Raw genomic sequence first — 11,519 nt, forward strand, 5'->3', positions numbered from 1 at the left:
GCGCAGGCGGTGCCACAGCGCGAAGAGAGCGTCGCTCGGCGGAGTGGTCTCGGCATCCAGCGTCAGCCCGCGGCCCACGCGCTGCGTCGTACGCTCCAGGCCCAGGAGGACGTGCTCGCTCGCGATCGCGGCGGCCTTGCGGGTGACGGAGGCCGTGACGAAGGGGTTGCCGTCCCGGTCGCCGCCGACCCAGGAGCCGACGCGGACGAACGGCTTCACGATCGGAGCGCGGGAGCCGGCGTGCTCGCCCTGGAGGATGTCGTCGATGCGACGGTAGACGCGAGGCACGGCGGTGTAGAGCGTCTCGTCGAACACCGACATCACCGAGCGGACCTCGTCGACGGGGGACGGCTTCTCGCGACGCAGGGGAGCGGTGCGCCAGAGCGTGTCGATCTCTTCGAGCATGCGGCGCTCGGCGCGGCGGCTCTCGGTGCCGCCCTCGGATGCGTCGTCGTGCTCGGACAGCAGCTCCGACAGGCGGCGGATGCTCGTGGAGATCGCGCGGCGGCGTGCCTCGGTGGGGTGCGCGGTGAAGACGGGGTGGAAGCGCAGGGCCTGCAGACGCGTGAGCGCGGTCTCTTCGCCGACCTCGCTCGAGAGCCGCTCGAACGCCGTCGCGATCGTGTCGGGCGTGCCGCTGCGCGAGGGACGGTCGCCCCGCTCGCGCAGGATGCGCACGCGCTGGTGCTCCTCGACGAGGTTGACGAGGTGGAAGTAGGCGGTGAAGGCACGCGCCACCTCGTCGGCCCGCTCGATCGAGAAGCCGTCGGCGATCGCGGCAGCCCTCTCGAACGCCTCGGGCGTCTCGTCGGTGTAGGCCTGGATCGTCGCCGTCCGCAGGCGCTCGACGTCGTCGTACAGTCCGGGGGAGCCGCTCTCTCGAAGCACGCGGCCGAGGAGCGAACCGAGCAGGCGCACGTCGGCGCGCATCTGCTCGGGGAGCTCCTGGCCGGCTTCGAAGCGGCCCACGAGGTCGATGGCCTCGGTCGGGGTCAGTTCTCGCACACGCCCCAGATTATCGGCGTCCCGTTGCGCGCGGATGACGCGGGGGCGGAGTGCGACGTGCTCCCCCCGGTGCGGCGGTCCGAACTCCGGACAATTCTTCGCCCGGGGCGGGGTTGCCGCGGATTCTTGCGGTCGCCGCCGCGCGGCATCCGAGATCTTCCGGACTTCGGCCCGTCCCTGGCGCGCCGCGCGCCCCCGCGGGGCATACTCGGGACAGCGGCGCCACCGCCGCCCCGGGGAGGGAGACGCCGTGACCGAGGACGCGCTGCGACAGGCCGCCGAGACGATGCGCGCGGTGCGTGAGCGCTGCGCCTGGACGCAGACCATCGACCACCGCGACCTCGTGCCCTACCTCGTCGAGGAGAGCGCTGAGGTCATCGACGCCGTCGAGTCCGGCACACGCGCCGATCTGCGCGAGGAGCTCGGTGATCTGCTCTGGCAGGTGCTGTTCCACGCCGAGATCGCCGCGGGCGACGCGGACGACCCGTTCGACATCGATGACGTCGCGCGGGGGCTGACCGAGAAGATGGTGCGGCGTCACCCCCACGTGTTCGCGGGGGCCGTGGCATCCACGCCCGAAGAGGTGCTGGTGCACTGGAACGCGGCGAAGGCGGCGGAGAAGCACGATCGCACCAGCGTGCTCGACGGTGTCAGCGAGCACATGCCCTCGCTCGCCCTCGCCCAGAAGGTGATCGGCAAGGCCGCGCAGGTCGGGGTGCACGCCCCGCATCACCGACTCGCCGACCCCGAGTCCGAAGCCGAGCTCGGCGACGCCTTGCTCGCCCTCGTCCAGCTCGCGCGGGCGCGCGGCTGGGACGCCGAGCGCGCCCTGCGCGAGCGCCTGCGCGCCCTGCGCGCCGACGTGCACGCAGCGGAGGCGAGCACCGAAACCGCATCCGATTGACGAGACCGTATGCGGTGGGCGCCCCTCGCCTGCGGTTTCGTCGATGTCGTACGGTCTCGGCGCAGAGCGCGGTCGCTCGGCGGCGCGCGCTCGGGGAGCCGCGGGAGCCTGGAACAATGGCACTGTGGCATCCGTGAACCCGCCGCGCGGAATGCGCGACTTCCTCCCCGCTGACAAGGCCCGTCGCGAGCGCGTGCTCGCCGTCATCCGCGAACGCTACCGCGCGCACGGCTTCGACGAGATCGAGACCCCCGTCATGGAGGACTACGACCGCCTGCACGCCGGCATCGGCGGCGACAACGAGAAGCTCTCGTTCAGCATCCTGAAGAGGGGGATGGATGCCGAGGCCATCCGCGCCGCGGCCGACGATCCCGCGGCTCTCGCCGACCTCGGCCTGCGGTACGACCTCACCGTGCCCCTGGCGCGCTTCTACGCGACGAACCGCGCGCAGCTGCCGACGGTGTTCCGCGCGATCCAGATGGCTCCGGTCTGGCGGGCCGAGCGGCCGCAGAAGGGGCGCTACCGCCAGTTCCTGCAGTGCGACATCGACATCATCGGCGATGCTTCCGCCCGCGCCGAGGCGGAGTTGATGATCGCGAGCCTCGACGTGCTCGACACGCTCGGACTCGAGGGCGGATCCATACGCGTGAACGACCGCCGCGTGCTCGACGCGATGCTCGACGTCTTCGGTTTCGCCGCCGAGGAGCGCCCCGGTGTGCTCATCACGATCGACAAGCTCGACAAGGTCGGTCCCTCGGGGGTCGTCGCCGAACTGCGCGAACGCGGCGCTGCGGTCGAGGCCGTCGACGCTCTCGCCTCTTACCTCGACCGGCCGGCGGGCACCCCGACCTTCGACGACGCCGGCATTCGCGCGGCTCTGCCCGCCGGCATCCCGGACGAGGTCATCGCCCACCTCGTCGCGCTCGGGGAGACCGTCGCGGCGGCGCGGGGCGCCGATGCGCCGCTGGTGTTCGACCCGTTCCTCGTCCGGGGCATGGGCTACTACACCGGCACGATCTTCGAGCTCGCGCACCCGAGCGTCGACTACTCGCTCGGCGGTGGTGGTCGGTACGACGGCATGATCGGGCGGTTCCTCGGGCAGCAGGTGCCGGCGGTGGGATTCTCGATCGGGTTCGAGCGGATCGTCGACCTGCTTCCCGACGCGGACGCCGCGGGGGAGCGCTCGGTGGTGCTCGTGCACGACCGCGACGTGCCCTTGGCGCAGCTGCTCGCGCTCAAGTCGCACCTGGTCGAGGGCGGTGCGCGGGTGCGCGTCGAGCAGCGGCCGAAGAACATGAAGGCGCTGCTCGAGCGTTCGGCCGCCGACGGGTACGGAGCATTCGCTCCCGTCGGGGTCGGGACCACGCCCGAGACCCTGGAGCTTCGTCCCCTGAGCTGAGACCGCACGCCCGCGCCGATCGACGGGTCCGCGGACGATCCGAGCTCGTCGACGCGAGGGGGCCTCGTGGGTTCCGACGCCGTCGGCGGGCTCGGCCTTCTCCTGTCCGGCTTGGCGTCGGCGAGCACACCGGCTACGCCACCGCGCTGATCACCGCCTCGTCCGGACTCTCGGCCGCGAGCCGTTCGAGGCGCGCCGCGGTCGCATCGTCGCGGGGCGAGAACCACACGACGCGCGAGCCGAGGCCCTCGTCGATCCACAGGCTCGACATCTCGAGGTGCAGCGCTCCGACGCGCGCGTGCACGAGGTTCTTCGGAGCGTTTCGCTCTCCGCCGACGTCCCCCAGCCGCCACAGCTCCGCGAAGCGCGGCGACGTCGCTTCGAGTTCCGCGATGAAACGCTGCCACGAGGGCTCCTCGTGGTGCCGGCCGTAGGCCGCACGCAGGCGAGCCGCGATCCGTCGCTGCGCGTGGTCGAGGTCGACGTGGGCGCGCTGCCACGCCGTGTCGGTGAACAGCAGCACCGCGCAGTTTCGCCGTTCGGCCGGCATGTCGTCGAGATCGTCGAAGAGGTAGCGGTACGAGCGGTTGTACGCACGGATGTCGAAGCGCGAGGTCTGCACCGCTGCCGGGTAGGGCAGGAGCTTCTCGAGCAGGTCGAGGTGCGTCTGCCCGACGCACTGGCGTGCCTCGCGATCGGGAAGAGGAAGATCGGCGAGGGCGAACAGGTGGTCGCGCTCGTCGTCGCTCAGGAGCAGAGCGCGCGCGATCGCGGCCACGACCTGCGCGGAGGCGGCGATCGGGCGTCCCTGCTCGAGCCAGGTGTACCAGGTGAGTCCGACACCGGCGAGCTGCGCGACCTCTTCTCGGCGCAGGCCGGCGACGCGGCGACGTGTGCCGTCGGGGAGGCCCACGTCGGCGGGACGCAGGCGCGCCCGACGGCTGCGCAGGAACCCCGCGAACTCGGCGCGGGCGTCGTCGGACCGACTCATGGCATCCCTCCCTCTCCGGCGATCCTAGGACCGCCCTCCGACACGTCCTCGCGCGGTGGGGAGTGCTCTCAGTACCAGGATGAAGGCACTCCTGGTACCAGGATGCCGCCGGTTCCATGCTGGCACCATGACCACCTCCGCACAGCCCGCCACCGGCAGCGCCCCCTTGCCGCTCCGCCCCGGTCTGCCCGACCTCGACGCCGCCGAGGGCGTGCCCACCTGGCGTTACCTCGGTTTCCTCGTCGGCCCCGGAGCCGGGACCTTCGCCTTCAACGCGGTGACGGTGATCCTCCCCACGCTGCGCGAACGCTTCGGCGCCGGCGACGTGGCTCTCGAACTGGTCGTCGCGGGCTACGGCATCCCCTTCGCCGTGCTGCTGATCCTCGGCGGACGTCTCGGAGACCGCTACGGCCGACACCGCCTCTACACGATCGGCATGGGGCTGTTCCTCGTCTCGGCGATCGCGTGCGCCCTCGCCCCCTCGATCGAGACGCTGATCGCCGCGCGCGTCGTCCAAGGTGTCGGGGCCGCTCTGTGCACCCCGCAGGTGCTCGCGACCATCCAGGCGACTTCGCGAGGATCCGCCCGCACCCGCGCCATCGCCGCCTTCGGCGCGAGCGGCGGCATCGGCGCGGCGGTCGGCCAGGTGTCCGGCGGAGCGCTCGCCGGGCTGTCGTTCGGCTTCGTCGAGGGGTGGCGTGCCGTCTTCGTCGTGGTCGCGCTCATCGCGGTCGCGGCGATCGCCCTCGCCCCGCTCGCGCCGCGTTCACGCGCTCACGAGGTGGTCGCGATCGACCTCGTCGGCACCGCGGCGCTGGCGCTCGGCATCCTGGCCGCCTCCGTCGCCCTCACCTTCGGACCGGTCTGGAACTGGTCCTGGCCCGTCGCCCTCGCGCTCGTGGTGGCCGTCGTCGCGCTGGTGGGCATGTGGAAGCACCAGGATGCCATCGAGCGCTCCGGCCGCGTCCCGCTGCTGCCGCCGAGCGTGCTGCGCCTGCGCCCCCTGCAGCTCGGGCTGCTCGCCGCGGGGCTGTTCTTCGCCGGGTACTCCGCCCTGCTCTACGTCTTCCCGCGAGCCGTGGAGGCCGGGGGACTGACGTCGCTGCAGGCGGGCATGGCGCTGCTGCCCTTCGCAGTCGTGTTCGCGGGGATGTCTCTCGCCGTCGCCCGTATCCAGAGCCGTCTCGGCGACGCGACGCTGATCCTCGGCGTGGCGCTGCAGATCGTCGCGCTGCTCGGGATGGCGGGCACCCTCGCGGTGGCGTGGGGCAGCGAGGTGGGCCTGTGGCTGCAGCCCGCGCTCGTGCTGCTCGGCGCGGGTCAGGCGTTGATCTTCTCTCCGCTCACCCAGCTCGTCGTCCGCGAGGTCCCGGTGGAGGCCGCGGGACTGTCGGGCGGCATGTTCAGCACCGCGCAACAGCTCGCCTTGTCGTTCGGCGTGATCGTCATCGGAGGACTCGTCAGCCTCACCGGCGCCGCCGGACGCGACGAACTCCTCGCGGGACTGGCCCTCGACATCGTCCTCGCCGTGGCAGTGCTGATCGTCGCGATCGCTCTGCGCTCCCGCGCGCGTCGCAATCTCGGCTGATGACAGACACGACGAGAGCTCAGGATGCCGGGAGCCCGGTGTCGCTCCACCGTCACGGCGCGTCCACCGGGCGTTCATCGAGGGCGAGTGTCATCGGAGGATGCGTGCGCGTCGACCGGTGACCCTGACCGCCGCCTCGACGGTCGCCGTGCTCGGCGCGACCGCCGTGGCGGTGCGGACGCTCATCTCGCGGCAGGCCGCGATCGCGCGGCGCCGGATCGGCAAGCCACTGGGGGAGCAGGCTCTGGACGCCGACCGAGTGTGGCGGGGCAAGAAGCACCCGGGGGAGCCGGTCGAGCTGCTGCTGCTGGGCGACTCGATCGCCGCGGGGCTCGGCGCGGGCCACCGGCGGGACACGCTGGGTGCGCGACTCGCGAAGGGCATCGCGCGCGACGCCGCCCGTCCCGTTCGGCTCCGCACCGCCGCGGTCGTGGGGTCGGAGACCTCGGCGCTGACCGCGCAGCTCGCGGAACTCCCGCCGGGGTATCGCGCCGACGTCGCCGTCATCGTGGTGGGCGGGAACGACGTCACCCACCGCGTCCCCGCGACGCGCGCCGCCGCGCAGCTCGAGGAGGCCATCGGCATCCTGAGAGCTCGGGGGATGCCGGTGGTCGTCGGCACGTGTCCGGATCTGGGGACACTGCGGGCCGTGCCGCAGCCGCTGCGCACCCTCGCCTCACGCTCCTCGCGGCAGCTCGCGGCGGCGCAGGCCCGTGCCGCCCAGCGGGCGGGCGCGCGGGTGGTGGGTCTCGCGCGCGCCGTGGGACCGGTGTTCGCCGAGAACCCCGACGAGATGTTCAGCATCGACCGGTTCCACCCCAGCGCCCTCGGCTACCGCCGCACGGCCGACGCCCTGCTCCCCGCGGTGCGGGCCGCGCTCGAGAACCCGGCGCCGCCCGAGCCGAAGCCCTGAGGTCTGATCGCCGCGCCGCCGCGAGACCCGGGTCCGCGCGGCGGCCGGTACCGCCAGCCCACGGAACTCAGGGGTTCGCCGCCGGCCGCCCGGCCCGGCCCGTGCTCCGGCCCCCGGCCGATCCATAGCTAGCCGTCGTACTCTGCGGGCACGCCTCCCATCGATGTCTTCCTCAGTACCTGGCGCGCCGACCCGCTCACGCTCGGCGTGCTGCTCGTCGCATCCGTCGCCTACCTGCTCGGGGTCCGCCGCCCGCGGCGCGGCGGGGAGCCGTGGCCGCTGCCGCGCACGATCGGTTTCTTCGCCCTCGGGCTGCTGCCGTACGCCGTGATCGAGCTCGGATTCCTGGGGGTGTACTCGTCGGAGCTGCGATGGGCGTTCTCGACCCGCATCGCTCTGCTGATCTTCGCCGTGCCCGCCGGCATCGCCGCCGGCCGTCCGCTCGATCTCGTCCCGGGCGCCGTGCGCGAGCGGATCCTCGCCTCCCGCCTCACGCGCATCTTCGGGAACGCGATGGTCGCCACCGTCGTCATCGCGGCGGTGTTTTGCCTCTTCCTCACGCCGGTGGCCGGCATCCTGCGCGTTAATCCGGTGGTCGAGGCCTCGCTCGGGATCGTCGTCCCCCTCGTCGGTCTCGCGATGGTGCTGCCCATGATGGCGCTGGGCGCGGTGCACACCGGAACCTTCATCGCGATCGAATTCCTGCTCGCCTTCGTCGAGCTCCTGATCGACTCCGTCCCGGGTCTGCTCCTGCGTCTGAACGACACCGTCCTCGACCTGATCCCGGATGCCACGCGAGCCGTCTCTTGGTGGCCCTCGATGCTGCACGACCAGCACCTGGCCGGCGACATGATCTGGTTCATCGCCGAGTTCGCCGACGTGCCGATCCTCGTCATTTTGATGATCCGGTGGATGCGGTCCGACCGCGTCGAGGCCAAGGGCTTCGACGACCTCTCGGACGAGGAGTACGACGAGATGACCCGCGCCCACCTGCGCGGGGAGCGTTGACCCGCGGCCCCCGGCTCGCCACGCTGGAGGGGTGCCCACCCACGATGACGTCGATGCGTTCCTGACCGCCACCCTCGTCGGCGCCGATCCCGACGGCGACGCCGCGCTCGCCGCGCAGCACGCCGCGGGGATGCCGGCGATCGAGGTGGCACCCGTCAACGCGAAGTTCCTGCACCTGCTCGCGCGGATCGCGGGTGCCAGACGGGTGCTCGAGATCGGCACGCTCGGCGGCTATTCGACGCTGTGGCTCGCCCGCGCCGTCCCGGCGGACGGCCGTGTGGTGACGATCGAGGCGGAGCCCGCGAACGCGGCCATCGCGCGATCGAGCCTCGAACGCGCGGGCGTGGCGGATCGCGTCGAGATCCTTCTGGGGCGGGGAACCGACGTCCTGCCCACCCTCGACGGCGGCGAGCCGTTCGACCTCGTCTTCGTGGATGCCGACAAGGAATCCAACACGGTGTACCTCGACTGGGCCGCCCGTCTGGGGCGCCCCGGCACGGTCGTCGTGCTCGACAACGTCGTGCGCGGGGGAGACGTCGCCGACGCCCAGACCGACGACCCCAAGGTGCGCGGGGCCCGCCGCGGGATCGAGATGCTCGGCGAGGATCCGCGCTTCGACGCCACTGCCCTGCAGACCCTGGACCGCAAGGGCTGGGACGGGGTGGCGCTGGCCATCGTGGTGGATGCCACGGCATCCGTCCCCACGTCCGGCGCGGCGGGTCACTAGACTCGACGACGGACCGACGACGCTCCGCCCTCTTCCACCCAAGAACCAACGAGGAGTCCTTCGTGGCACTTATCGAGGCTGTCAACGCGCGCGAGATCCTGGATTCGCGCGGTAACCCGACCGTCGAGGTGGAGGTGCTCCTCGATGACGGCATCGTCCAGCGGGCGGCCGTTCCCTCGGGCGCGTCCACCGGCGCCTTCGAGGCCTACGAGCTGCGAGACGGCGACAAGAGCCGCTACAGCGGCAAGGGCGTCCTCAAGGCCGTCGCCGCGGTCGTCGACGAGCTCGGCCCCGCCATCGAGGGCGTCGAGGCCAGCGAGCAGCGCATCATCGACGAGATCCTCATCGAGACCGACGGCACCGACAACAAGTCGCGCACCGGCGCCAACGCGATCCTGGGCGTCTCGCTCGCCGTCGCCAAGGCCGCGGCCGACAGTGCCGACCTGCCCCTCTTCCGCTACCTGGGCGGCCCCAACGCGCACCTGCTGCCCGTCCCGCTGTTCAACGTCATCAACGGCGGCGAGCACGCCGACAACGGCATCGACTTCCAGGAGTTCTTCCTCGCGCCCATCGGCGCCGAGACCTACGGCGAGTCGCTGCGCTGGGGCACCGAGGTGTACCACGTCCTCAAGGGCGAGCTGAAGTCGGCCGGCTACAACACCGGTCTCGGCGACGAGGGCGGCTTCGCCCCCGACCTGCCCAGCAACCGCGAGGGCCTCGACTTCCTCATCCGCGCGATCGAGAAGGCCGGCTTCACCCCCGGTCAGGACATCGCGGTCGGCCTCGACGTCGCCGCCACCGAGTTCTACAAGGACGGCGTCTACACGGTCGAGGGCAAGGAGTGGAGCGTCGACACGCTCGTCGACTACTTCGCCGACCTCGTCGCCAACTTCCCGATCGTCACGATCGAGGACGCGCTCGCCGAGGACGACTGGGACGGCTGGAAGAACCTGACCGACGCCATCGGCTCCAAGGTGCAGCTCGTCGGCGACGACCTGTTCGTCACCAACCCCAAGCGCCTGCAGCAGGGCATCGACCTGGGCGTCGCCAACTCGCTCCTGGTCAAGGTCAACCAGATCGGCACGCTGTCCGAGACTCTGGATGCCATCTCGCTCGCCACCCGCTCGGGCTACACCTCCATGCTGTCGCACCGTTCGGGTGAGACCGAGGACACCACGATCGCCGACCTCGCCGTCGCCGTGAACGCGGGCCAGATCAAGACCGGTGCGCCCGCCCGCAGCGAGCGCGTCGCCAAGTACAACCAGCTGCTGCGCATCGAGGAGGACCTGGGCGACGCCGCGGTCTTCGCGGGCCGCTCGGCGTTCCCCCGCTTCAAGGGCTGATCGACCGACATCGGAGGGGGAGCCTGCGGGCTTCCCCTCCTTCGTCGTTCCCGGGCCGTTCCGGGAGATCCTGCGCCGAGCGGTGCGGTCCGAGACCGAGGGGATGCCGGGCCCCCGGCGCGTCCGACGGGTGAGCGGACCCCTCGACGTAGACTCACCACCGGTCCGGCGCCCCGCGTCGGCTGAACGAAAGGGGACGAGCATGGAGAGACCGACCCTGCCTCCCCGCCGGCCCACGGCATCCCCAGTCCGAGACGGCGTCGGGAAGCAACGGCGCTCATCGCCCTCGGGCGGCCGCGCACCCGCTCAGCGCGGGGTCGACGTGCGCGAGTGGCTCGGACGCGTCCGGATCTCGGGCTTCGTCGTCATCATGCTGGGTCTCGTCGTGCTCGGCACCTTCGTGCTGGTGCCGACCGTCGGGACGTACATGGACCAGCGGCAGCAGATCCAGGCGCTGCGCAGCGCCGTCCAACTGAGTCAGTCCGAGGTGTCCGACCTGCAGATGCAGCGCGACCGCTGGTCGGACCCCGCGTACATCCGCACCCAGGCGCGTGAACGCCTGGGATACACCTTCCCCGGCGAGATCGTGTACCTGATCGACAACGACCTCCCCGCCTCGGCCACCCCGCAGGAGCAGGACGACGTCACCGGCGACGTGGGGCAGACCCGCACCGACTGGATGTCGCAGCTCGTGCGCTCCGTCGCCGCCTCGGGCGCAGCTCAGGTCGCGGTCCCCACGACGCCCACCATCGGCGTCCCCGATCCCGCACCCGCCGACACCCCGGCCGCGGGCTGAGCCGCGCCGGCTCTCGGGCCGGTGTCGGAGGTCACGGGTACCCTGGGAGCGATGACTACCACAACGCTTCCTCCCGCGTCCGACGCCGATCTCGCCGTCCTGCAGGCGCAGCTCGGCCGCGTCCCCCGCGGAGTGGTCGGCATCGCCGCGCGCTGCGTCTGCGGCAACCCGACGGTCGTGGCGACGTCACCGCGCCTCGACGACGGCAGTCCTTTCCCCACGTTCTACTACCTCACCCACCCGGCGGCGACCGCGGCGATGTCGGTCCTCGAGGCCGGGCACGTCATGAAGGAGTTCTCGGACGACCTCGCCGAGGATGACGAACTCCAGGCCGCGTACCAGCGGGCGCACGAGGCGTACCTGCGCGATCGCGCCGCCTACGGCGAGCCCGAAGAGATCGCCGGCATCTCGGCCGGCGGCATGCCGACGCGCGTGAAGTGCCTGCACGCGCTGGCCGGGCACGCCCTCGCCGCGGGGCCCGGGGTCAATCCGATCGGCGACCGCGCGCTGGAGCGCGGGACCTGGTCGCCGCAGCGCTGCGCGTGCGAGAGCCCTGGGGCAGGCGGATGAAGCGCGTCGTCGCGGTCGTGGCATCCGTCATTCTCATGGCGGTGCTGAGCGGCGCGACGGCTGCCCCCCAGGCCCCGGCCAACCCGGTGCCCGAGGACCCGACCGACTCGATCCGGGCGGGGGAGTACTGGCTCGACCAGTACGGCGTGCGCGACGCGTGGAAGACCACGCGCGGCGCCGGCCAGAAGATCGCGATCATCGACACGGGTATCGGCCGCGGCCCGACCGAGTTCAGCGGGGCCGTCGCCGGCGGTACTGACGTCTCGGGCGTGGGC

11 protein-coding genes and 1 pseudogene are annotated in these 11,519 nt (G+C 72.0%); 10 read left to right on the forward strand and 2 right to left on the reverse strand.

Going from position 1 to position 11,519, the window contains the following annotated elements; translation table 11 throughout:
- The coding region (locus tag DBR36_RS18525; protein WP_258222858.1) for a phosphoenolpyruvate carboxylase at nucleotides 1-1,005 on the reverse strand (1,005 nt) is incomplete at its 3' end.
- A gap of 286 nt (nucleotides 1,006-1,291) precedes the next feature.
- Between DBR36_RS18525 and DBR36_RS13770 the strand changes: the two genes are divergently transcribed.
- On the forward strand, nucleotides 1,292-1,909 hold the full coding sequence (locus tag DBR36_RS13770; protein ID WP_258222859.1) for a MazG nucleotide pyrophosphohydrolase domain-containing protein: 618 nt from the start codon (nucleotides 1,292-1,294) through the stop codon (nucleotides 1,907-1,909).
- A gap of 151 nt (nucleotides 1,910-2,060) precedes the next feature.
- Nucleotides 2,061-3,308 carry a histidine--tRNA ligase gene (gene hisS / locus DBR36_RS13775; RefSeq protein WP_219927659.1) on the forward strand — a complete coding sequence of 416 codons (1,248 nt, stop codon included), beginning with the start codon at nucleotides 2,061-2,063 and terminating at the stop codon, nucleotides 3,306-3,308.
- A gap of 133 nt (nucleotides 3,309-3,441) precedes the next feature.
- Here hisS and DBR36_RS13780 read toward each other — a convergent pair whose 3' ends face one another.
- Nucleotides 3,442-4,299, reverse strand: a complete 858-nt coding sequence (locus DBR36_RS13780) for a helix-turn-helix transcriptional regulator (protein ID WP_108320289.1) — start codon at nucleotides 4,297-4,299, stop codon at nucleotides 3,442-3,444.
- 127 nt (nucleotides 4,300-4,426) lie between these two features.
- On the opposite strand from DBR36_RS13780, the gene DBR36_RS13785 reads away from it, so the two are divergent.
- From DBR36_RS13785 to DBR36_RS13820, 8 genes and pseudogenes are all read left to right on the forward strand, one after another.
- Entirely contained in the window at nucleotides 4,427-5,887 is a 1,461-nt protein-coding gene (locus tag DBR36_RS13785) for an MFS transporter (protein WP_108320291.1), read from the forward strand.
- Between the two features lie 118 nt (nucleotides 5,888-6,005).
- On the forward strand, nucleotides 6,006-6,800 hold the full coding sequence (locus DBR36_RS13790; RefSeq protein WP_375136082.1) for an SGNH/GDSL hydrolase family protein: 795 nt from the start codon (nucleotides 6,006-6,008) through the stop codon (nucleotides 6,798-6,800).
- 207 nt (nucleotides 6,801-7,007) lie between these two features.
- The gene (locus DBR36_RS13795; protein WP_181373608.1) at nucleotides 7,008-7,808 is read left to right on the forward strand and encodes a cytochrome c oxidase assembly protein; all 801 of its coding nucleotides are present in this window, start codon (nucleotides 7,008-7,010) and stop codon (nucleotides 7,806-7,808) included.
- Nucleotides 7,809-7,839: 31 nt separating this feature from the next.
- The gene (locus tag DBR36_RS13800; RefSeq protein ID WP_108320295.1) at nucleotides 7,840-8,535 is read left to right on the forward strand and encodes an O-methyltransferase; all 696 of its coding nucleotides are present in this window, start codon (nucleotides 7,840-7,842) and stop codon (nucleotides 8,533-8,535) included.
- A 62-nt stretch (nucleotides 8,536-8,597) separates the two neighbouring features.
- Entirely contained in the window at nucleotides 8,598-9,878 is a 1,281-nt protein-coding gene (gene eno, locus DBR36_RS13805) for a phosphopyruvate hydratase (RefSeq protein WP_108320297.1), read from the forward strand.
- Nucleotides 9,879-10,080: 202 nt separating this feature from the next.
- Nucleotides 10,081-10,674 (forward strand): septum formation initiator family protein, encoded by a 594-nt coding sequence (locus DBR36_RS13810; protein WP_108320299.1) that lies wholly within the window; start codon nucleotides 10,081-10,083, stop codon nucleotides 10,672-10,674.
- 51 nt (nucleotides 10,675-10,725) lie between these two features.
- Entirely contained in the window at nucleotides 10,726-11,244 is a 519-nt protein-coding gene (locus tag DBR36_RS13815; RefSeq protein ID WP_108320301.1) for a DUF501 domain-containing protein, read from the forward strand.
- Nucleotides 11,241-11,519: pseudogene (locus DBR36_RS13820) on the forward strand (peptidase S8); the annotation flags it as partial. The gene DBR36_RS13815 and the pseudogene DBR36_RS13820, both read left to right, overlap by 4 nt.

Source organism: Microbacterium sp. HMWF026 (assembly GCF_003061325.1).
Classification (GTDB): Bacteria; Actinomycetota; Actinomycetes; order Actinomycetales; family Microbacteriaceae; genus Microbacterium; species Microbacterium testaceum_E.